The following is a 22768-nucleotide window of genomic DNA, read 5'->3' on the forward strand; positions in this document are numbered from 1 at the left end:
CGCGGCTCAGACGAGTCCGCCGTTGACCCGTAGCACCTGGCCGTTGACCCAGCGGGCGGGGCCGGCGAGGAAGGCCACCGCCTCGGCGATGTCCGCGGGCCGGCCCAGCCGTTCCAGCGGCGGCTGGGCGGCCAGCCTGGCGACGGTCTCCTCGTCCTTGCCCTCCAGAAAGAGATCGGTGGCGGTGGGCCCGGGGGCGACCGTGTTGACCGTGACGTCCCTGCCGCGCAGCTCGCGGGCGAGGATGAGGGTCAGTCCTTCGACGGCGCCCTTGGATGCGGCGTAGGCGCCGTAACCGGGAGAGGCCAGTCCGATCACCGAGGTGGAGAAGGTGATCAGCGCGCCGCCCTCGCGCAGCCTCCTGGCGGCCTGCTGGGCCACGGCGAAGGTGCCGCGTACGTTGACGCGGAGCACGCGGTCCAGCACGTCCAGGTCGAGTTCGGCGACCGGGGTGGGCGGATTCATGATCCCGGCGGCGTGCACGACGACGTCGACGCCGCCGAAGGTCCGCTCGGCCGTGTCGAAGAGCTCCGCGACCGCCCGCTCGTCACCGACGTCGGCTCGGACCGCGATCGCCCGGCCGCCCTCGTCGGCGACCTCCGCGACGACGGCCTTGCCCTCGGTGTCGTTGCTCGCGTAGTTGACCACGACCGCGTAGCCGTCGGCGGCGAGCCTGCCCACGACCTGGCGCCCGATGCCGCGTGAGCCTCCGGTGACGACGGCGACGCGGGCTGCTGTGCTGCTCATGATCGGTCACTCCTCCAAGAACTTATGTACACTATGTATATATATGAATGTAAACACAATGTCCATATATTCCATGGAGGTGGATGGTGACGCAGCAATCCCCCGCACCCGCGCGTCGCGGACGCGGACGCCGCCCGGCCGCCGAGGTGCGCCGCGAGATCCTGCGGGCGGCCGGCGAACTCCTGCTCACCGAGGGGATGGCCGCCTTCACCATCGAACGGGTCGCGGCGCTGGCGGGCGCGAGCAGGGTGACGCTCTACAAGTGGTGGCCGTCCAAGGGGGCGCTCGCGCTGGACGGCTACTTCGACGCCGTCGGCCCCACCCTGGCCTTCCCCGACACCGGCGACATCGCCGCCGACCTCACCGCGCAACTGCGAGCCTTCGTCCACCTGATGCGCGACACCCAGGCCGGGCGCGTGATGCCCGAGCTCGTCGGCCACGCCCAGACCGACCCCGAGCTGTCGGCGCTGCTCCGCGAACGCTACTCGGCACCGCGCAGAGCACTCGCCGTCGAAGCGCTGGAGCGCGCCAAGCGGCGCGGGCAGCTACGCGAGGACGTCGACCCCGAGGTGGTCGTCGACCAGCTCTGGGGCGCCTGCTACCACCGCCTCCTCATCCCCGACCAGCCTCTCACCGACGAGTTCGCCGAAGCCCTCGTCCGGAACCTGCTCGCCGGGATCGGCAGTGCCCGATAAAACGGCTTACGGGAAACATCAGACCGATAATGTACGTTTCGCGGCCTCGATAATGAGTCCAAGATCCCGGAGCGGCATGGGCGCTCTGACAGGCTGACCCGCCATCCGCAAGTGTGCGACAAGTGGGGGCCGCCAGGCTGGGCATCGGTCGCAGGCGGAAGAGGGGCATATGTTTGGGATCGTTCGCCCATGCAGGCACGGGATGTGCGGCGGGCTGTTCAAGGAGTGGATGGCGCACCTGTGCGGGCTCTGCCTGGCCCTGCGGGATGAGCACGGGCACGCCTCCCGGCTGGTGACCAACTACGACGGCCTGCTGGTGTCCGTGCTCACCGAGGCACAGGCCGCGGCCCCCTCCCCGTACCGGCGTGCGGCCGCCTGCGCGCTGCGCGGGTTCAAGGGCGCGGACGTCGCCCAGGCCGAGGGGGTACGGCTGGCCGCCGCGGTCTCGCTGATCCTGGCCGCGGGAAAGGTCAAAGACCACGTCGAGGACGGCGACGGCGTCTACGCCCGCCGGTTGGTGGCGGCCGGCGCGGGGCGGGTGGCCGCGCGCTGGTCGGCCGCCGGATCGGGTACGGCCGCCGCCCTCGGATTCGATCCCGCCCCGCTCCTGGCCGCGGTCGAGGAGCAGACCCGGCTGGAACGGCTGCCGAACCCGAGCCTGCTCCAGCTCACCGCCCCCACCGAGGCCGCGGTCGCCGCCGCCTTCGGGCACACCGCCGTACTGGCCGGCAAGCCGCACAACCGGGAGACCCTGCAGGAGGCCGGACGCTACTTCGGCCGCCTGGCACACCTGCTCGACGCCGTCGAGGACCTCGCCCGCGACCGCGACCACGGGGCCTACAACCCGCTGACGGCCTCGGGCACCGACCTGGCCGCCGCGCGGCGGCACTGCGACGACGCCGTGCACGGACTGCGCCTCGCGATGGCCGAGCTGGACCTGGAACGACGTCGCCTGGTCAACGCCCTGCTGGTCGCCGAGACCGGCCGTGCCGTCGACCGGATCTTCGCCGAGGCCGAGCGGGAGAGCCCCGAGGCCCCCTCTCGTGACCCGCACCTGAAGCCCGATCCCGGCGGGTTGCTGTCGCTGCTGTGCATGTCGGCGGCCTGCTGCACCTGCGGACTGTACCGGCCGCCGTGGGACGAGGACCGCTACCGGTCGTGCGGCGAGCGCTGCGACCCCACCGGCTGCGACGCCTGCGGGCAGTGTTGCAACGGCTGCTCCGGGTGCTGCGACTGCTGCGAGTGCTGCAACTGCGACTGCGGCTGACCGCACCGGCGAACTCGCCGGATCCACCTCACCGGTGGCGTCGTCGCTTTCCGACGCCTCCACCCGCTCGGCGACCCAGTCCGTTCCCGCCAGGGAGGCGAGCCGGATGAGCCACCGTACGAACTTTTCCGCCGCCGTGGAATCGAGCCCGAGGTTCTGGGCGGCGTAGGCGATGAGGTCGGTGCCGCACATCGGGACGTCTGCGGAGATGCCGCTCAGCAGCAGCCGGTGGTGAACATGCCGGTCCGCCGCGCGCTCCCCGGCGAGCAGCATGGTCAGCGTACGACGGGCCAGCTCGGCTTCCTCGTCGTGGATGAGAAGGTCCTCGGGCGACGGGCTCGACGCGGGAGACGACTCGGTGAAGAACGCCCCCCGCTCCAGGTGAACGGTCACGTTGACCTGGTAGAAGTCGGGCCGCAGCGCGCGGAGTCTCTCCAGCGCGGCGCGAAGCGAACGCACCGCGATGAGCGGGTCGAGTCCGTGACGACCGACGGGGATCTCGTAGGGGTCACGGGCACCGTTTCGCAACCGGGTCAGGGCGTCGACCAGCAACTCGAAGGCGACCTCGTCCTCACGCAGCGGCGAGGCCCACTTCGACGTCCTGAGATCCCGTTCCGGCTTGGCGGAGGCGCCACGGCTCACCGCGATCTCGCGCCGTACGCGTGCCTCCAGGCTCTTCAGCGGATGGTGAACGAGTTGGGCGCGGGCCGCGCGAAGCCCGGCCGGCTCCCCGGCGGTGGGACGCCCGCGAAGACGGCGGGCCGCGGGACCGACCTCTTCGGTGATCGCCTGGGGCGAGGTGAGCCATTCGACGATCAGCTTCATCTCACGCACCGGCTCACCGGACCGGGTCAGGAGCGGCGAGCCCGCCAGGGCCTCGTTCAACCTGGTGTGCACGCCGAGCAGGATCTCGTTGATCGTCACCTCGCACTCGTCACACCAGCGCGTCCTCCCTTCGACTCCGGCACAGTGCCCACCGTCGTGGCGAGCCCGGCGCAGCGGTCCGCGCGCGAGGTCACGCACGGCGGGAGCGACCAGGGCGGAGAAGGCGGGAAACGAGATCTCCGGGTGAGGGGAGGCGACGGCGGCGAGGTTCATCATGCGGCCCTTCCGAGGCGTGGCGGAAGAACGCGCCGTAAGACGCGTTCTCATCACATCGGCCTCGAAAACCGAGGCCCTCAGAAGGAGCGGTCATGAACCACTCAAGCTCGCGGGCATCGCCGTTGAACGGAAACCAGGCTGTCAGGAGGCGCGAAGAGGGTCAAGCGGTTTCCCGATACATGGCATCAAGCACGTTTATTACCGATTCATGGTGAACAATGAGTGCGTTGTCGTTTTCGGCCGGCCCTCCCAGCTCCCGCACCGCCCGCTGTAGCAGGTCCCGAACGTCCGCGTGGCCGCGCGCACGGTGCTCCCCGCGCTCTCGCTGGTCCAGGGCATGCCCCTGCAACGCCCCGTTCGCCCGCCTCCCGAGGTCCTTCAGGGCGGGACGCTCCTTGCACAGGCGTTTCCACGCCTCCCACCCGAAGAGCGCGGGACGCAGGGCCGCCACCGCGAGGTACGCGGCCAGCGCCGGGCGGTCACCCCACACCTCGACGACCAGCAGCAGCCGCCGCCGGGCGACGGTCGGCAACTCTCTTTCGCTCCAGCCGTCCTGCCTGGGGCCGAACAGGTCGTTCTCCAGCCTCGCCAGCGTGGGCAGCACCTCGCGCAGCGTGTCCGAGCCGCGCTCGATCAGGCGGCGGGCCGTGCGCAGGTCCAGCCGTCTGACGGCGTCGGCCGCCAGACCGGCCAGCACCCGGTCCGCGCCGAGACGCGCCACCACTGGCTGGCCGCTGCGCAGCTCGGACCGCCCTACCTGGCTGCGGACCAGCTCCGTCACCCAGAGCGGGCACGCGGCGGTCAGCGACCACTCCACCGCCGCCGCGATCATGCCGTAGTTCGTCAGCGGCAGCCCGGGGTTGAGCACCAGCACCACCTCGTCGACGTCGCGCAGGCTGCCGGAACCGGGCCGTCCGGTGGGGACCGCCTCGGATCGCAGCGCGGCGACCAGGGCGTCCCTGATCGAGCCGAGATCCTCCGAGACGATCTCGATCACCCACACATCCACGTCCGCCGCACCGTCGAAGGACGCGGCGAGCCGGCGGGCACGTTCCACGGTCTCGGCGCTGGCCAGCAGGCGCAGCCGCAACCTCCCCCGGTGCAGCAGCGACTCGCGCCGGGCGTGCAGCTCATTGAGGACCGTCGTCACCGCCAGCCAGTCCTCGCTCTCCCTGCCCTGCCGCTCCAGCCCGACGGCGAGCAGGCCGAGGACGTCGCCGCTGCCCAGCAAGGGCCAGCCGACCCTGCCCGTCTCGGCGACGAGTTTGACCCCGGGGTCGCCCCGCTCCCACTGGGCCGCCGCCTCCAGCAGGGTCGGCGGCAATGGCCCGGCGTCGAGGCGTTCCGGCTTCAGGTGCGCCCGATGGCTGGAAGCCGCCCGGTACAGCGAGGTGAGCTCGGCGTCTTTGATCATTCTGGCGCTGGCGCTGGTGATGTCGCTCATGACGGCGCGAGCCGTCGTCGCGATCCGCTCGGCCAGCCTGCCCTCCCCCTTGGCCCGATCGCCCAGGTCGGCGACGAGGTCTCCGATCTCCCGCTCGGTGTGCGGCGACAGGACCTTCCTGCCCCGTTCGTCTCTTTTCTCCTGCTCGACCTCGAACAACCTCCGGAGATGCTCGGCGAACCAGGCGCGGAACAGACCGTAGTCGGCGGCCTCTCCGCGGCCGAGCCGTTCGAAGAGCGCCGCCCGCACGGTGAGCCACGGCCGGGTGAAGTCATCGATCTTTCCCGGGGTGAGACCCGGCACCTCAGGGACCGAGGGGCGTTTCTTCAGTCTTCTGGCGGTTTCCGTGTCCCCGGCCTGCCTGGCCGCGAGCAGTTCCCAGAGCGTTCGGTTATCCGGGTCCACCTCGGCTAACGCGTCCCAGAACCGGTAGCGAAGCAGCCAGGACTCCAGATGCGCATCCATGTCCCGTGGCCGGTCCAGCGAGTACGGCCGACCCGGATCGTCGATGTGCACGATCCGAGCCGGACGGCGGGTCTCCAGAGCAGCGCACAGAGCGCCCGTGCTGAGCGCGAACGCCCCCGACCCGCAGGTGACCAGGATGTCCTCGGGATGACGCTCCGCCAGCCAGCGGCTCAGCGCCTTCGAGGTCTCCTTGAGCCGGGGAGCCTCGACCCGGACGACGAAGACAGCCTCCGGGTCGAAGCGCGCACCGCACAGTCCCGTCTCCGAGACGAGCCGCGCCCGGATCTCGTCGGCCCAACCGGCGAAGGTCTCGCCTCCGGAGCCGTACGTGTTGGTCGTGCCCAGCAGGACGACCATGGAGACCGGGAGGTCCGCCGCCGCCAGACCTTCGAAGATCTTCCGCAGCGGACGGCGGTCCTTGCCCGACGCGCCGGGATCGCCTTCGAAGTCGGGGGTGACCCCGGCGAGGTTCCGCTCCCCCGCGAACCCCAGATCCCCGCCGCCGATCGCGTGCACGAGCAGCGTGCCCTCGGTCTTGTTCACCAGCGTGTCCCTCTGCGTAGCAGGCGAAAAGGAACCAACCGGGTTAACGGTAAGTCATCTCCGATGGAACTCAGGGTGAAATCGTGAGATAAACAGCGATCAGCGGCGAATGTTGTCCATGGGATTTCTCACCCATCGGTCCGGTGGACGTGATCACGAGTGGTACTGAATGTCAGTACCGTTTCCTGCCACCGCTTTTCTGCCCTTTTTCTCCCCATTTGTAATGAGAGGCGCCTTTGCCGGTCCTATTTCCCTTCTTCGGCTGCTCGTCTTCCTTTTTGACCGGGTAGACGACCAGCGGCGTGGCGGCCTCGCCCGGAGCGGGCAGCGACCGTCCCCTGTCCGGGGCGATCCTCCTGCCCTCCGATCTCTCGTTCTCGGTGAACCACGCATAGTTGCCGCCGCGCGGATCCGGCGGCGCGGGAACGCCCTCCTGCACCCAGTCAGGGCGCGTACGGGGATAGTGCACCGGGAGTTTCGGATTACCACGCGCGACGGCGAGCATCGCGTCACGAACCTTCCTCAGGGAGTCCACGCCCTCGACCATCCGCTCGAACGTCTCCCTCGCACCGATCAGCCTCTTCACGCCGTCGGTGTCCGGAAGGGTGCCGGAAAGGCTCCGGTAGTGGTCCGCGTACTCCGCGCCGGAGTGCAGTTCGGTGCTCTCCTCGTCGATGTCGAGCCGTACGCTGCCGAACCCGAGCGGCCGGCCGAGCCCGAGCCGGTGGAAGTGCCCGGGCGGCAGGGTGAGCAGCCAGGCGAGCGCTCCCAGCTCGTGGTCGTCGAGATCGCGGACCTCGACGACGAACCTGAAGGTCGTGCCCGGCCGCACCCATCCCTTGATCGACCGGTTCTGCGTGTCACGCTGCTCGGTCTCCTTCGTCCGGTAGCGCTTTCCGTCGGGAGTCGGAGTGCCCTTGTCGTCGTACGGGGCGCGGGGGCGCCGGTATTCGCGGTAGTAGCCGTTGATCCGGACCTGCGTGGGGTCGTGTGTTCCCTGCCCCTCGCTCCAGTGATCTCGCCGGTTCAGCCCGGCGTGGTGCCAGTACACCTTCCGGCCGCGCAGTCCCTGACCGGGCCGATACAGCTTCTCCTTCGATGTCCCGTCCTTGATCGGCCGATCGGGCTCCTCCATCGACTCCGCGAGATAGAAACGTCCCTGCTGGGGCTTGGGCCGCCCCAGGATCGCCAGCGGAAGACCGTCGCCGCCGAACCGCTCCACCGCCTCGTCGGCGTCCTGCTCGCAGGTGACCGGACCGACGCGCAGCCGCCCACGGTAGGCCGAGGGCCGCACGCCCTTCCCGTCAGGTGCGACCCAGCCGAACACCCGATCTGCAGGGGAGAGCTCGCCGATGTGGGCGGCGGGGAGGAGCGACTCGTCCAGCAACTCGGCCGGGGAGGCGTGGTAGAGGTCCCGAGGGATCAGGACCGGGTAGAGCCGGTCGACGCGGCCTTCTTTCCTGAGACGGTCGGCGCAGTCCCTGTTACCACCGTCGCATTCGAGGCGGCCGGCGCAGCGCCGCTTAACGCGGTCATCGCACACGAGACGGGCATAGCAGAGCCTTCCACCCTTTATATCCTTCCTGCTCTCGTCGTGCAGGTGAGGGCTCCAGGCGAGTTGGCCGGGACCGTCGCCGATCCGCTCCCCCGGTCCCGCGATGCTTCCGTCGGGTCGCTCGCGGTCGTACAGTTCGGCGGGTTTGTGCGCCTTTCCGTAGTCGGCGATCAGGTCGTTCCACTGCTTCTCGATCTCGCTCCACGCCCTGGCCGGCGGAATCCTCCGCGGCTCCGGCCCGTCCAGATAAAACAGGCGCTCGGAGGTCTTTTTCTCGATGTTGGGGCCGGTGATGAAGGCGATCCCCTCCACCACCCGTTCCCCGTCCGCCACGACCAGCTTCTCGGGACCACCCTTACGGACGAATCGCACCACGCTGGTCGCCCCTCCCTTGCTCCTGATCACGGCTTGGAGCCGCTCCAGATGCCGGGGGGCTTCCTGGCCGTCACGGGGATAGACGCTCTCGCCGGAGTCACGGTCGTACATCTCCAGAGCCGCCTGCTCGAACCCGTACACCACCCCGCCGGATCCGACGAGCACGGGCACCATGCCCAGCGCGTAGTCCGCGCCACGACGGAAGCCCAGCCGCGTGTCATGTCCGTCGAAGACGCCGAACCGGGAGTTGGTGACGGCCTCGTACGCGGAGCGCAGCATGCCCTTGAGCGAGGTCGCGGCCAGATGGGGACGCCCCCCGCGCACCTGGACGGGATAGACCCGGTGGGCGTCCGCCCCCTCGGACAGCGCCATCGTGCGCGCGGTGTCCAGTAGGAGCAGCGGCGTCTCCACGATGAGCCTCACCCCGATCCTCCCGGTCCAACGGTCCGGGTGCAGCCGGTCCCTACCGGCCCCCCGCCCCGCCTCTCCGTCGAGCGGCGATCCGTTGCCGAGCGGCTCCGGCAGGTCTTTCCTGGGAAACGCCGGGACGAATGTGTAGGGATTAAGAAATTTCATGTCATCGCTCATCGCGCGTTCTCCTCCGGCGCGTACGGTTCGAATCCCATCAGGCGTTCCTCCGCGACATAGGCGTTGCCGTGCGTCTCGTCCGCGACGACGTACTCGCGGGCCACCAGCCGCACCCGGTGCTTCACCGGGGAAGGCGGCATGGGCACCGTCAGGGTGCCGATCCGGGCGGTGCGGAGCGTGACCCAGCCCGGCGCGGCGCCCTCCGCCTTCCCCGAGGCCCGTCCGGAGTCGCGCCCGCCCCGCGAAGCGGGCGCACCGGCCTCACCCCAGAGCAGGTAGTGGGCGTCCGGGGTCGCCACGGCGGACAGGGGGTCGACCGGTTCGTCGAAGAACGCGGGCAGCAGACTTTGATCCTCGGTCAGCAGGACCGCGTACCCGGCCTCCACCCAGCGCAGCTCCACCTTCGGGGTGAACACCCGCGCCTCGTAGACGCAGGACAGATCGACAGGACCGGCCGGGGTCACGCAGCCGTGCTCCTCGACCCGGGCCACGTGGTAGGCCGAGGGCGCGGTCAGCAGGGCGCATCCCCCCGCCAGTCCGGCCGCCTGGACCGCCCGTGGCAACGTGACGCCGACGGCCGCGCCGCCGTACAGGATGGTCATCGAAGTCCTTCCCGCGCGGGGGTCTCCACGAGCTCCCGCGCCAGGTAGTCGGTCCATGCCTGGGCGATGGCCGAGATCTCCGGGGAGCCCAGTGCCCCGGAGAGCGTGACCGGCTCAGGCCACGGGCCGCCGGTCAGGATGATCTCGGTGACGTCGATGTCGCCGAACCCCCGGTTGGTGAGGGCACCGAGTGGGATCCGCCCGGCGGCGAGATCCCTGAGAGTGAGCAGCAGCAGGGCGAGCGCGCTGTCGCGCTCGCTGTCGAGCCTGGTGAGGTCGATGGAGAGCCGGATCGGCTCCCAGTTCACCGCGTGCGGTTCCAACACGCTGAACAGGCGACCGTCGGCCGCTCCGCCGGTCCAGCGGTCGAGGGCGACGTGGTCGGCCTGCGCCATGCCCAGGTCCTCCAGCCGGTCGTGCACGGACTCGGTCAGCTCGGGGTGCCGGTCGTCCGCAGGTCCCTCGGCCCCGGTGACCTGGTCCCAGAGCGCTTCGGGGATGATCGTCTGGGCGATGCACTCCTCGGCGCGCACCGCGCCCGCCCGCCGGTCCGCGCCGTCGTCACGGGCCGAGCCGAACAGCGCCCGTACGGCGGGCAACTGGTCGAGTTGCGCCCTGAACACCGCGCTGTGCCTCCCCGCCGAAGCGTCGGGATCGGCGGAAGGCGCGTCGATTCCGCGCGCCGTGCGCTCCACCAGCTCGGAGTGGCCGCGCAACGCACCCTTGATCGATCCGCCCGGCAGCACCAGCGTGAGATGACGGCGATCGACGCGCGTGGTGAGCGGCAGAGTGTCGACGACCAGACCTGCCGAGCTCGCCCGGACCATCACCGGCGCCCTCGGACTCCACACCACGCGCACGTCGAGCAGTTCGCGCCGCGCCGGGAGCCCCGCGTCGCCCGACCGCAACGACGCCACCGACCGGACGCGAACAGGATCGTTCCTGAGGACCGCGAGCAGGCCCGCCGGCGAGTCGAACCGCTCCACGACCAGCTCGAACGGGTCGTCGAGCAGCCGCACCGCTCCCAAGCCCCTGCCCGTCGCCGCGCCGATCCGCACCTCCCCCGCGCACAGGGCCTCGATCAGGGCCCCCATCCTGGCCTCGTCGGCGGGACCGTCCTCGTCGGACTCGATGTCCATCTCCAGCCTGAGATGACACCCGGCGGGCACGACGGCCCTGCCGTACAGGAACTCCTGCGCCGCCGCACCGGTCGTCCGGTCGATGCCGACCGACTGCCGCAGCTCCAGGCGGGCCGGGTCCAGCGGGCTGGCAGGCAGGCCGCGATCGTCCAGCCTGGCGTCGGAGGTGATCAGGGCATCGGCGACGACCACCCGGCTGGCCCGGCCTTCGTCGTCCCTGCCCTTGGATACGAAGCCCCAGAGCGAGTCGAGGTCCGTGGACTCCGGATCGGCGCCGCGCGACCAGTTCCGCAGCACCCCGGCCAGCGTGGTCCCGGGGACGTAGAGACGTCCCAGACCGTCCACCGCGATCGGGAGCGGTTGCGAGGGGTCATGGCCGAGACCCCCGACATGCAGCGGCGACTCGGTGCGCAGCCAGCCGCGCGCCCGGACCCTGCTGGTCACGCGCCGTCCCACCCTGATGCTCATCTCGTGCTCCTCACCGTCGAGGCACCCTCACGACCGCGCCCCGCTTCACCACTAACGGGTACGAGACCGACGTCACCACCGATCTCATGACCGTTCTGTCCTGTCCTGGCACCGGCACCCGCGGCCTTGTCACGGCTGTGCGCTGCCAGGCACGCGGTGACCAGCACCCGTACCGCCTCGTCGCGGAGTTCGGCGCGCAACGTCGTGACGCCATCCGCCGTCACCGTCAGCTCCTCCTCGGGAAGGCCGAGCAGTGTCCAGATCGGGTCGGCGTCGACGAGCAGTGCGCGCAGCCGCTCCACCGCCTCATCGGGCCAGGCCGGTCTGCCGGCCCTGTTCCCTGCGAGTCGTTCCAGACGTCTCCCCGCCCGTCCGGAGGGGAGGTCATCGACGATCTCTCGTAGCGCGTTGAGCTGGGTGTTGGACACCCTGTCGGGAATGATCCGCCTCCGCGTCCCCCGGTTCCCCCTGATGCGTTCGCAGGCACGGTGGATCTCCGTCCGCCAGGCCGCCCGCTCGAAGATCCGCGCGTTCTCGTACCCTTCCTCGTTCGGCGCGATGGGCTGAGACGTCCCGGCCGCGACGTGCGGAACCGAAGAAGCGTCAGGCGAGCCGGTCCCGATGACACCGTCCGCGTCAGCGCCGAACTCCTGCCCGGAGGCGGCACCGGACCCCGTATCGGCCGAGTCGGAGGCCGCGACGGGCCGCAGCAGCAGGTCATGGTCGAACTCCACCTGCCCGAACCCCTCGGCCCTGCGCTCCCCCACCCCTGCGGCCCGCACCTCCGCGAGCACCTCCGGATCGATGGGCCCGCCGGTCACCGTGAAGGTGAGACAGCTCCCGGCGGCCAGCCCGTACAGGGTGGAGCGAGGCAGGCCCCAGCCCCGGTGCCAGCTCTCCGTCCGGTGGACGCCGAGCGCGACGCTCACCCGCCCGTCCCTCGGCTCGGTCACCGGAACCAGGCGTACCCCGGTGGCTCCGGCCGCGACCAGCGCCCGCTCCAGCGCTCGTCCGGCGTCGACGACCTCCGTACTGGGACGCAACCGCACATCACGGACCAGCAGGTCCGACAGCAGCCACACCCGGAGCAGGTCGCCCTCCGCACCGGGCCGCCGCCGGTCGGCGGCCGGACGCGCCTTCACCTCCACCTGCCCGTAGTCGTCCTTGGAGGAGCGGCCGACCCGCCACCGCCCGTCCAGCCGCCGTTCCCACCCCTCCTCAAGCATTCCCGCCCTGACCCGTACCTCGGCGCGGAGCACGGTCCCCGCGGCGAGCGCCCGATAGACGTAGACGCCGCCGATCTCCCTGATGGGTCGCTGCACCCTGTCATCGACGCTGTTGTGCATGCGCACCGTGAGCGCCGGGTTCACCACCTCGGGAAACCTCTCTCCCCCGGCGGTGACGTACCCGTCCCGGTACGGCTTGCCGGACGCCTCGGCCTCGGCCATCCGGTTGCCGACGATCGCCGTCCCGCCCTTCTCGTGGACGAGGACCCTGGGCACCGGCAAGGTCCGCCCGCCCTCCCCCGCCTTGGGGGTGGCGGCCGTGACCAACAGGTCCCCGGTACGGACCAGGGCGTGCGCGGCCCCGCCGAGCCGTCGGGCAACCTCCGGCATCAGGCACCAGCCGGGAAGGTGGGTCGCGCCCTGCACCACGTTGCCCATCACGGTGGCCGCGACGAGCACGGCCTCCCGCACCGTGATGACCAGCTCCGCGCGCTCCCAGCCCGACCGCGCCGTCCGGTCCGCGGGCACGGGCCGGTCGGCGACCGCGTACGGAGAGACCGACGGGGGCGCCTCAAGCTCGTCCGGCATCGTCCAGCCGGGAGCGAAGCCCTCCCCTTCGACGGTCATCCTGCACCGCCCCGCCCCCCGGCGCCGCTTGCCGCCGACGCTCTCCAGCAGCCGGGCCCCCGCGTCCAGCAGCGCGACGGCGACCTCCCGCTGGGCGTGGCTCAGCTCCGCGAACCCGTCGATCCGTCCCCGGCCCCTCAGCGTGACCCCGGCGCGGGCCATCTCCTCGAACCGCAGCATGTCCGCCCTGGCGGTGCCGGTACGGGCGTCGATCGCCACCCCCGCCTTGCGGAACGTCGTCGCCCTGGAGACCAGGGGCTTCTCCCGCAGCAGCTCGGCCAGCCTCTCGGGAAACCTGAGCGGTCCCTCGACGACGAGTGCGGCGGGCCGCAGCGCGCCCGTGGCCGTGGCGTACTGCCCGCCGAACAGAAATCCCAGCCAGTCGTGCCACACCCCGGCGGGCCCGCTGTCCAAGGCGTGCGCCGCCAGCTCGCAGGAGTCGCGCCAGACCCCGATCAGTGTCTTGGCCGGAACGATCGGCGCGGCGAGTGCCCGCGCACTCCTGTCCGCGTCCTTCTCGCCTCGGCGCACGGAACCCGTGTCTCGGCGGACGACACGATCCGCGTCCCGCTGGATGAGACGGTCGGTGTATCCCTGGATGCCCGTTCCGGTACCCACCCGCCAATCACTGATCATGAACAGCGAGATGTCGAACTCGCCGACCTCGCGCGTCTCCCGCACGTCACCGTCCCTCATTCCGTCTCACTCCCGGCCTTCTCGCTCCCGGCCGTGAGGAACTGCAGCGCCACCATCGCGTCCGGCAGCCCCGTCACGGCCCCCTTCCTGCCGTCCAGGTCATCGAGCCAGAGCGACCCGCCTTCCTTCTCCAGCAGCTTCAGCAGCACCTCCGTACGTTCGCGATCGCCCTCGAACCGGCGGCGCAGCAGCTCCAGCCTGGAAGTCGCGACCTCCGCCCCCAGGTGCAGTCCTTCACGCAGGTCGTGGGCGACGCCACGGGGGATGAGCAACTCCCCCGATTCGGGATCGCGCCGATTCAGCGCGCCGACCCGCCGCTCAAGGTCCTCCCAGCGCCGTCCCGACGCCCTATCCTCGGCGCTTCCCGCCCCCACCAGGTAGGGCGAGGCCGACCCACCGGCGCCGCCCGCCTGCCGGATCCGCCTCAGATCGGGGGCCGAACTCTCCAGCAGCACGGCGAACGCCAGCGCCGAACCCCACTCCTTGACCCGCTTGGCCTCGGTGTCGATCAGCTCCTCGGCCAGGTCGTAGGCGAAGTGGAACGGGTAGTTCCGCTTGACGATCGCCACCCCGGCACCCGCGCCCAGTCTCTTGAGACCCAGCTTGCCCAGCACCGGCGTGAGCCTCGCGTCCCTGGCCGTCTCCTCCTCGAACGCCTCCAGGTAGTGCCGGGTGAAGGGCAGCGCCACCTCGCCCTCGCACAGCACGGTTAGATCGTCACCACCGATCACCAGCGGCAACACCGCCGGAGGTACACCCTCAGCGGGGATCCCGGCACTGTTCCCGCTGGCGGTCCGGTCGGCGGTATCGCGGATGGTCTCACGGGCGGTGCGACGCAGCGCCTCCCTGAACGCCTTCTTCGCGCACTCGTCGGCGGCCTGGGAGACGCTTCTCAGCGTCTCCACATAGCCCCGATCGTCCCCGTCCGCGACGACTGCGTCCAAGCCCTTGAAGATCGCACCGAACCCGTTGCCGTCGGCGTGTACCACTCCGACCCAGGAAGCCTCCAGGCCCAGCCGATCGACGATCTCCCGCATCCTCCGCCGGCCGACGCCCCTGTCCGGCTTCCGCCGATCGAGCCAGGCGATCTCGGCCATCCTGTCGAGCGCGCCCGGACAGGCATCCAGCTTCGCCCTCGCAGCCGCCGACCTCGGCCTCGGCTGCTCCTCGCCCTCACGGCGGATCACCTCCGCCGGCAACCCGCTCGACCCGCAGTCCTCGACCGGTGGCAACCGCAGAAACCTCGCCTGCGGCCCAGGCCGTGACTCCCGTACGGCGGCCAGCTCCTTCCGTACCCCGCCCATCTTCTTGGCCAGCGTGCCCGGCTCGTACTCGACCACCACACCGCAGACATCCAGGCCCGGCGCGTGAAGCAGCGCGAGGATGGTCAGCTCGGTCACCAGCCGCCGCCCGGCCTCCCTATCCTTGGTCAGCACGATGACCCCGCCCGCCCCCGCGACCACCAGCTCCGCGTCATGGGTGTCGAGCCGCCAGGTCTCCCTTTCGAAACCGGGAAAAGCCTTCTCCAACGCCTTGTCGGCCCAGGTTCCGTCCACCCGGGTGATCAGGTCGGATGCGCCGACGATCTCCTGCCGCTTGTTGGAGGAGAAGATGTATCGCTGATTACCCGCCGTATTGATCACGACGACGTACATGACTCTCCTTGTCTCGTCTGAACGAATCTCTTGGGGTGCGTCTCTTGGAAGGCACCCCTTATGAGCGCGTCCCGTCACGACGCACCCCGTCATGGCGCGTCTCGTACGGATGCGGAACCACCCGTACCTCGTGGCCGATCAGCCAGCCCAGCGCGAAGGCGACACTGGCCGGAGCGGTGATGAACAACCGGGTGCGCAGCTCGGCATACCGTGGGTGAGCCACCATCCAGGCTCGCCAGGCGGCGTAGACGTGCCGGACGACCAGCTCGAAGTCGGCGGCCGTCTCGGGAAGGTTGGACGGCCCGCCGTCGATGACCAGTGCCGCACGGCACCGCTCCCATCGCCCGCCGGTGTCCGCGCAGCCATCGGCCGCGGCCCGCAACGCCTGGGCGACCATCATCGGATTGTCCGCCAGGTGCACCACGAGGGCGACCGCCCTTCCCTCGGCGTCCCCCTCGAAGTCAGGCTCCTCGACCACCCTCGCCAGCTTCGCCGCCCGCACCGCCTCCGCCGAGGTCAGCGGATCCTTCAACCGGCTGCTGATCCTCACCGACGGAAAGAAGTCCGACTGCGCCCGCTCCGACCGCTGCGGCAGCACCGGCCCGGCACCCCCGCCGAACTCATCCGGCCCCGCTACGGAACTCCCACCGAGTTCGTCAGACTCCGCTACGGATCGCTTCAATCCGAGATCAGGGCTGATCCCCCTCAGATCCCGTTGCACGTTGAACTTGAACTTCGCCCCCAGGTCGAAGGCGTCGGGCAGCCCGGCGTTGACGTAGAGCGACACCGGCGTGGACGGGTCCGACTCCGACAGCTCGGTCAGCCGCGCGCTCACCAACTCGTAGGCCAGCTCAAGCGCATCCTCGCGGGCCTCCCGCGCGGCGACCCTGGTGACCGGATCGGCGCCGGGCACCGCCACCTCGATCTCCCGCCGTACGACGAAGCAGGAATCGTGACCACGCCGAGCGTGATTGACGGCAGCGCTGACCCACTGATCACTCCACGGCCCCCGCCAGTTCTCCCTCGGCAGGGCGATCACGATGCCCACACCCCTGCTGCGCTGCTGCCACAGGTTGATACCGGTGAACACCGCCGCCGCAGCCACGCAGAGCACCGTCAGGAACCATTTCTGGTCCCCCATCCACCCCTTGATCACATCCGGCACGGTCCCCGCGGCCACCGCGGCCGCCACACCCGCCAGCGCCGCCACCGACCACCCCGACGCCCCTTCCCACAGCGCCCTCGCCCGACCACTCCCACCCCGAGAAAGCCGCATCCGCCCTCCTCCCCATCGTGTTTTCCCTTCACCCATCTACAGATGGACGAAGAGAAAACCCCTGGTGGGAGCGATGAGGATTGGGAGTGAGCGGGTCAGGCGCGTCCGAGATCCGGGGTTCCGACCCCTCTCAGGGGCGATGAGGACCTCCGTCTCCGGACAACCCCGGCATGTTCCGCATATTGTTGCGACCCCTCGCAGGGGCGATGAGGACGCCTTACACGCTGCAAGCGTACGGCGCAGAGCTGCGTTGCGACCCCTCGCAGGGGCGATGAGGACGCCGATTCTTGCCCTTCTGGCCGACGTTTTGTTGTCGTTGCGACCCCTCGCAGGGGCGATGAGGACCGGACCCGTGAAACTGATCCTGGAAGTCGCGAAAGGGTTGCGACCCCTCGCAGGGGCGATGAGGACCCCCTGCGATCGTGGCTGGCCTGGTGCGCCCTGTCGGAAGTTGCGACCCCTCGCAGGGGCGATGAGGACCGGCGGTCGTCGGCCTTGCCCGTGGCATCCTCATCTTGTTGCGACCCCTCGCAGGGGCGATGAGGACTCGCAGTTGAAGACGTCCCCCAGCCGGAACAGCTTGTTGCGACCCCTCGCAGGGGCGATGAGGACATGCACAACGGCCGCGAAACCCCCGCCGGGGAGATCCTGTTGCGACCCCTCGCAGGGGCGATGAGGACAAGTGACATGAGCACCGACATCGGATTCAGTGACGCGTTGCGACCCCTCGCAGGGGCGATGAGGACCCCAAGGTAAAGCCCCAGGTCAGCGACCTGTTTACCGGGATGATTCAGCGCTGTTTTGCAGTGAACCTCCGGTAGTGCAGAAAACCCAGGAGGTCTGCTGCAAAACCGTGTGATCACCATGATGCCACGGCGCCTGCAAGATGTCCCTCACCCCTTCAGGAGCGAAGAAGATGGGTACGGCGCGGTCGAACACCTGACATGAAGTTTTTATTGATGAGGATCTGCGATCTCAATGATGTGCAGCGGGTCGTCAAAGGCACGAGCCGCCTCGCGCCAATGAGACTTGTTCAGGGTGAGGATCGGACAGACCGAAGAGTCAGCCAGGGCAGCGACATGGGCATCGCCCCAGTCGAGCCCCGTCCGGTTGATCACAGATGCCACAGCGATCCCATGCTCGGGTTCGCGCGGCCCCGCCACGGTGATCTGCTGCATCGTCGCGATGCCAAGCAAGAGGTCAGCGGCATCCTTCGAGGCGGAGTCGAGCGAGGCACCGGTCATTGCCAGAACGGACATGACCATCGGCTGTCCCTCGGCGTCGAAACGAGCGACCATTTCCAGCAGTGCGTTGTCTCCGCGAGCCAGTTCAATCAAGATCTCAGTATCGAGGATGAGCGGGGGCAGGGTCACCGCGCGGCCTCGTCGGAAAAACCTGGCACGTCTTTGAGTTGCTGCTTGACATGCGCCATCATGCGGTCGACGCGTCCGTGATCAACCGTCTCCCGTGCCCGGCTCACATGCACCTGCAGGAGCGCCTTGCGTCGCCGCTCTTCACGCACGCGTGCGGCGAGGGCGTCGTTCACGTAGGACGACAAGATCAGATCACCGTCACCAAGAGAGTCTTTCACGTAGTCGACAAGGTCAGGGTCAAGAGTGACCGGGACCCTGATACGAGGGCGGCTGCTCATGGGCCACATGCTAATACCGCCAGGCCATGTCGGATGGCTAGTTGCGACCCCTCTCAGGGGCGATGAGGACAGGCCGACCAGCTGGGTGGGCAGATGCAAGGCAATGTTGCGACCCCTCGCAGGGGCGATGAGGGCGCGAGGAACAGCTCGTGGAGCTGGGCGGCGCCTTCAGGTTGCGACCCCTCTCAGGGGCGATGAGGGCGACGTCGCTGTCGGCTGGCGGGCAGTGGGAGGCCGGGTTGCGACCCCTCTCAGGGGCGATGAGGGCCCCAAGGTAAAGCCTGAGGTCAGAGCCCTGTTTTCCCAACGGTTTCAGCGCTGTTTCGCAGTGAACCTCCGGCAGTGCAGAAAACCCGGGAGGTCTGCTGCAAAACAGAGTGATCACCATGATGCCACGGTGTCTGCGAGGCGTCCTGTTTTGTGGTGGAGGTGGTGATCGTCGTGTTCACTGCGGACGTGACAGCGCGGAAGGAGTGTATGGGTTCCGTTGCGGACATCGTGATGATCAAAGGGCGGGGTCGCTGGCAGGTGACGGCATGAGAATGGTGCTCCGCTTCGAGCCCAGGGCAGCGTTTTAGCCGTCCCGGTCGTGTTCAACTGCGGCAGAGAGATCCGTCAGTAGGAGGCGGGCTGAGCGGCGGCCCAGGCGGAGGAGGGGTGGGCAGGTCAGGCGAGTTCCCGCGAGGGTGGGGAGGGCGAAGGCGATGGCCTTGGCGGGGGTGTTGGCGATGAAGGTCGTGGTGGCGTAAGCGCGACAATGCCCCTGGGAGAGTTCGCGGACCAGGATCAGCCCTCGGCCGCTCTCGGCGAACAGGTCCAGGGCGGTCTGCGGCCGGGAGTGGTCAAGGACTGCGGGAATCCACCCCAGATCGGGGTCACTGTCGACGACCTCGCACCAGGTCGGGACACCGGCCAGATTGAAAAGACGGAGCTCGTACGGCGGACGGGCATGCCTTTCGCAGTTGGCGGCGAGCTCGGCCACGATTATCTCCGCGTCGGTGACGTCCCCATCGAGTACGCCGCACTCCTGGAGCGCCTGGCGTACGACCGCGCGTGCCTGGCGAGGGGCGGAGCCCGGATACAGGATCGCCACCAACATGCTGACGTCGGCGCGGGCGTCTCCTGAGAGGGCTCCTCCGGTGGCGAGCCCCTGGAAGAGAACTGCCGAACGGTTGGCGCGGTCGCCGGTCGGGCTCGCCGGGTCGTGGGGAGTTGGCCGCATGTGTGCACTCCATCGCTTTCGGTGACTGTGTCCAGCAGGAAACGTCACCTGATGGATCCGACACAGGCCCAAGCGTCGGCGTTTCCACACCCGGCGCGAGACGCCGAAAGGAAAGATCCCTCCGACTCACCCTCATGGGCGACCTTGCCAGCTGGTCGTTTCCTGGTCGTTTTGAAGGACGAACGGAGATCGAGAGGCACACTCGTTGACAATAAGTTGACGACTCGTAACCCTGGGTGACGGAGGGTGTTATGGACGATGTGGATCAGAATGCGGGACGCCCGGAGTTGGTACGAGCCCGTAAGCGGATGGGAATGAGCCAGGATCAGATCTCGGCGGCGCTGTGGGTGTCGTCGACGACGTGGAGCCGCTGGGAGCGGGGCCATCAGGACATCCGCCCGGTGTATCGGGCACGGATGGCCGAGGTGTTCGGGGTGGACGCGGCCGAGGTCGAGCGATGGATCGAGGGCACGGATCCGGTCGATACGGAAGCCTGGCTGCTGCCGGACTTCAGCGACCTGTCGCTCGGGGCTACCGTCGAGGCCGCCGGACGACTGTGGAGGTGCGACGTGGACCCGGACCGCCGTCACATACTGGCCGCACTACCGTTCGTGCCCGCCGCGCTGGGCGGATGGCTTTCGGAGTGGAGCTACGGCACCCCCATCGCCTCAGTGGCCTATCAGGGGTCCGGCTCAGCCGTGGGACTCTCCGATGTCCGACGGATCACAGAGACGCGGCAGGCGTTCAGTCAGATGGACCACCGCTTCGGGGCCGGGATGATCCGTCCGGCGGTGGTGGACTATCTCTATGGCACTGTGGAGCCGCTGCTGCGCGGCCGTTACAACGATCAGGTCGGGGCCGCGCTGATGACAGCTGCGGCGGGGATGACCTTGCAGGCGGGCTGGACCGCTTTCGACCTGGGACATCACGGCCAGGCCCAGCACTACTTCGGCCAAGCACTCAAACTGGCCAAGGCTGGCAACGACTCACTAACGGGCGCCTGGATATTGACCACCATGACAATCCAGGCGATCTACCTGGAGCAGCCCGCCTGGGCGGTACGACTCGCCCGGGCCACTGTGGACACCGCCCAGCGGGCCCAGGCTCCGCCGCGCGTCATGGCCCAACTATTGAGCAGAGAAGCCTGGGCGACGGCCCTCCAGGTCAAGATGAGCGAGGCAGGCGACGGTCACGGCGTCAAACGAGTTGAGCAACTCCTCGGCGAGGTCGAGCGGCTCTACGCCCAGGGCAGCAGCGACCGCGATCCGTCCTGGACTGAGTGGTACGAGTCAACCGAACCCGTCGCCGAGGCAGGTATCTGCTGGTCCCTCATCGGCGACCACCGACGCTCTGTTGATTGCGTGGAGACCGTCCTGCGTGAGTACGGCGAACGCCGCTTCCGTTCAGCCCAGCTCAGCCGGGTCAGCGTCGCTGACGCTTACCTGGGCCTGGGCGAAATCGAACAGGCCGTGGACTCCGTACGAACCGCCATCCCGATGGCCAGATCGTTGGCCTCCCCTCGCCTACTCGGCCGCATCCGCAAGTTCTCCGACCGCCTGGAACCGTACGCCACAACCATCCGGGTCAAAGAGTTCCGCGCCTACCTGAACAGCGAACTCACCTCCTGAATGTTTTCTCAAAAACACCGTTGTGATCCCCCTCATGGGCGATGAGGACCTGTTCGCCGCGTTCCGCGCGATGGAGGGCGCCACGTTGCGACCCCTCTCAAGGGCGATGAGGACGATACGCCGACTGTGCCCACGCGCAAGCGGATTACGCGTTGCGACCCCTCTCAAGGGCGATGAGGACTACCCACGAGCACCAAGAGCCACCGCCAAATATGTTGCGACCCCTCTCAGGGGCGATGAGGACCCCGCCCGCGCCTCCGCAGGAGCCGGAGACGCCGGTGTTGCGACCCCTCTCAGGGGCGATGAGGACCCGTCTACACGCGCCCCGAGCACGCCCCCGACTACGCGTTGCGACCCCTCTCAGGGGCGATGAGGACGCCGACGTCGCGCGGAGGACCGGCTACCCCGTGATGTTGCGACCCCTCTCAGGGGCGATGAGGACTCGTTTCGGTTCATCGGCACAACCCTCGTGGCAGCCATGTTGCGACCCCTCTCAGGGGCGATGAGGACCTGCCTGCCTCCGCCGATTCCGCGATCTTCCTTCCGCGTTGCGACCCCTCTCAGGGGCGATGAGGACCAGGGACGGGAAGCGGGTTTGCCTGGGGTTCGACCAGGTTGCGACCCCTCTCAGGGGCGATGAGGACCCGTCCAGCACATCGCCAACCGGCACCCGGACTTGTTGCGACCCCTCTCAGGGGCGATGAGGACCCGGGCCGCTCGCCCGTTCTTCAACGCCGGTGTGCTGTTGCGACCCCTCTCAGGGGCGATGAGGACGCCAAGGTAAAGGCGCAGGTCAGTGACCTGTTTTCCGAGGGGTTTCAGCGCTGTTTTGCAGTGAACCTCCGGTAGTGCAGAAAACCCGGGAGGTCTGCTGCAAAAACATGATCAAAACATCTCGGTTCTGGCGTGCGCCTGATGCTGCATGCAGACTAACCCGATCTTTCCCTCGAAGACCACGATTCCGTGACCTCATCTGCACTCCACCCCGTTGACCAGCGCGGACACGGACCAGAGCGCTTCGTCCATCTGTAGTAGGTACAAGCCGAAACAGATCGGAGGAACGCGGTGAGGGTGCGGATCGAGGTCGCCACGGCGGCTACCGAGCTCGCGTGGACCAAGGTGCTCGCGCCTGGACGGTCCCTGGTGTACGACCTGCTCGCCCGGGAGGCGCCGGAGGTCGGGAAGCGATTCCACGGTGAGGGGGCCGGGCCGTACGGGATGGTGCCGCTGGGACACGGGGCGCCGGTGTTCCCGCAGGCGACGCGGCGGCGGGGGGCGTACGCCGTGGGTGGGAAGGGGTGGGTGGAGCTGGGCAGCCCGCTCTTCGAGGTGGTGACCGTGCTGGCCCAGGGGGTGAAGCGGCGTGAGCTGCTGGACTGGGGCGGGGCGGCGTTCCGGGTGCTGAACGTCGTGGCCGTGGAGCCTCCGGGGTTCGAGTCGGGGCGGGGCCGGTTCAGGACGAGTACGCCGGTGGTGATGAAGGGCACCGGCCGCGAGGAGTCAGGGCAGCGAACCACCCGGCAGGCGTGGCTGCTGCCGACCGACCCGGAGTTCCCGGTGTTCTTCCAGCGCAACCTGCGGCGCAAGGCCGAGACCCTGGGCCTGGATCCCGAGGTGTCGCTGACGGAGATCTCCTGGGTGGGGGCGAAGCGTTCCTTCACGGTGGGTCAGGGTGCGAAGCCGGGTGCTCCGATCGAGGTGGAGCTGGCCGGGCCGCCGGAGACGCTCCAGGCGATCTGGAGCTGGGGCCTGGGCCAGGCCAACTCGGCCGGCTTCGGCTGGATCGCCGCGTGAGCGA

Annotated in this window: 15 protein-coding genes and 3 CRISPR repeat arrays; of the genes, 4 read left to right on the forward strand and 11 right to left on the reverse strand. The window is 69.1% G+C overall.

Annotated elements, in window-relative coordinates; translation table 11 throughout:
• Window positions 1-6 precede the first annotated feature (6 nt).
• Window positions 7-747 carry an SDR family oxidoreductase gene (locus AB0B96_RS09440; RefSeq protein ID WP_362897350.1) on the reverse strand — a complete coding sequence of 247 codons (741 nt, stop codon included), beginning with the start codon at window positions 745-747 and terminating at the stop codon, window positions 7-9.
• An 83-nt stretch (window positions 748-830) separates the two neighbouring features.
• Here AB0B96_RS09440 and AB0B96_RS09445 point away from each other — a divergent pair, with 83 nt between their 5' ends.
• Window positions 831-1442 (forward strand): TetR/AcrR family transcriptional regulator, encoded by a 612-nt coding sequence (locus tag AB0B96_RS09445; protein WP_362897351.1) that lies wholly within the window; start codon window positions 831-833, stop codon window positions 1440-1442.
• Between the two features lie 169 nt (window positions 1443-1611).
• Window positions 1612-2709: a DUF5685 family protein gene (locus tag AB0B96_RS09450; RefSeq protein WP_362897352.1), complete on the forward strand. Its 1098-nt coding sequence runs from the start codon at window positions 1612-1614 to the stop codon at window positions 2707-2709.
• A 1261-nt stretch (window positions 2710-3970) separates the two neighbouring features.
• Here AB0B96_RS09450 and AB0B96_RS09455 read toward each other — a convergent pair.
• From AB0B96_RS09455 to AB0B96_RS09500, 10 genes are all read right to left on the reverse strand, one after another.
• Window positions 3971-6262: a hypothetical protein gene (locus AB0B96_RS09455; protein WP_362897353.1), complete on the reverse strand. Its 2292-nt coding sequence runs from the start codon at window positions 6260-6262 to the stop codon at window positions 3971-3973.
• A 172-nt stretch (window positions 6263-6434) separates the two neighbouring features.
• On the reverse strand, window positions 6435-8780 hold the full coding sequence (locus tag AB0B96_RS09460; RefSeq protein ID WP_362897354.1) for a TIGR03986 family CRISPR-associated RAMP protein: 2346 nt from the start codon (window positions 8778-8780) through the stop codon (window positions 6435-6437).
• Window positions 8777-9382: a CRISPR-associated protein Csx19 gene (gene csx19, locus AB0B96_RS09465; protein WP_362897355.1), complete on the reverse strand. Its 606-nt coding sequence runs from the start codon at window positions 9380-9382 to the stop codon at window positions 8777-8779. The genes AB0B96_RS09460 and csx19 overlap by 4 nt, the downstream gene beginning before the upstream one ends.
• A complete protein-coding gene (locus AB0B96_RS09470; protein ID WP_362897356.1) occupies window positions 9379-10989 on the reverse strand; it encodes an RAMP superfamily CRISPR-associated protein in 1611 nt (536 codons plus the stop codon). Before AB0B96_RS09470 ends, csx19 begins: the two co-directional genes overlap by 4 nt.
• Window positions 10986-13538 (reverse strand): RAMP superfamily CRISPR-associated protein, encoded by a 2553-nt coding sequence (locus AB0B96_RS09475; RefSeq protein WP_362897357.1) that lies wholly within the window; start codon window positions 13536-13538, stop codon window positions 10986-10988. The genes AB0B96_RS09470 and AB0B96_RS09475 overlap by 4 nt, the downstream gene beginning before the upstream one ends.
• Entirely contained in the window at window positions 13535-15193 is a 1659-nt protein-coding gene (locus AB0B96_RS09480; protein ID WP_362897358.1) for a hypothetical protein, read from the reverse strand. Before AB0B96_RS09480 ends, AB0B96_RS09475 begins: the two co-directional genes overlap by 4 nt.
• A gap of 58 nt (window positions 15194-15251) precedes the next feature.
• Window positions 15252-16469 carry a hypothetical protein gene (locus AB0B96_RS09485; protein ID WP_362897359.1) on the reverse strand — a complete coding sequence of 406 codons (1218 nt, stop codon included), beginning with the start codon at window positions 16467-16469 and terminating at the stop codon, window positions 15252-15254.
• Window positions 16470-16520: 51 nt separating this feature from the next.
• Window positions 16521-17215: direct repeats of the CRISPR family, unit length 30 nt; unit sequence GTTGCGACCCCTCGCAGGGGCGATGAGGAC.
• A gap of 207 nt (window positions 17216-17422) precedes the next feature.
• Window positions 17423-17842 carry a hypothetical protein gene (locus AB0B96_RS09490; RefSeq protein ID WP_362897360.1) on the reverse strand — a complete coding sequence of 140 codons (420 nt, stop codon included), beginning with the start codon at window positions 17840-17842 and terminating at the stop codon, window positions 17423-17425.
• Window positions 17839-18120 carry a hypothetical protein gene (locus tag AB0B96_RS09495; protein WP_362897361.1) on the reverse strand — a complete coding sequence of 94 codons (282 nt, stop codon included), beginning with the start codon at window positions 18118-18120 and terminating at the stop codon, window positions 17839-17841. Before AB0B96_RS09495 ends, AB0B96_RS09490 begins: the two co-directional genes overlap by 4 nt.
• 40 nt (window positions 18121-18160) lie before the next feature.
• A CRISPR array of direct repeats spans window positions 18161-18388; the repeat unit is 30 nt; unit sequence GTTGCGACCCCTCTCAGGGGCGATGAGGGC.
• A gap of 306 nt (window positions 18389-18694) precedes the next feature.
• Window positions 18695-19342, reverse strand: a complete 648-nt coding sequence (locus AB0B96_RS09500; protein WP_362897362.1) for an ATP-binding protein — start codon at window positions 19340-19342, stop codon at window positions 18695-18697.
• Between the two features lie 251 nt (window positions 19343-19593).
• On the opposite strand from AB0B96_RS09500, the gene AB0B96_RS09505 reads away from it, so the two are divergent.
• Entirely contained in the window at window positions 19594-20970 is a 1377-nt protein-coding gene (locus tag AB0B96_RS09505) for a helix-turn-helix transcriptional regulator (protein ID WP_362897363.1), read from the forward strand.
• A gap of 19 nt (window positions 20971-20989) precedes the next feature.
• A CRISPR array of direct repeats spans window positions 20990-21744; the repeat unit is 30 nt; unit sequence GTTGCGACCCCTCTCAGGGGCGATGAGGAC.
• A 291-nt stretch (window positions 21745-22035) separates the two neighbouring features.
• Window positions 22036-22764 (forward strand): CRISPR-associated endoribonuclease Cas6, encoded by a 729-nt coding sequence (locus tag AB0B96_RS09510; RefSeq protein WP_362897364.1) that lies wholly within the window; start codon window positions 22036-22038, stop codon window positions 22762-22764.
• Window positions 22765-22768 lie beyond the last annotated feature (4 nt).

The organism is Streptosporangium sp. NPDC049046 (assembly GCF_040649155.1).
Classification (GTDB): domain Bacteria; phylum Actinomycetota; class Actinomycetes; order Streptosporangiales; family Streptosporangiaceae; genus Streptosporangium.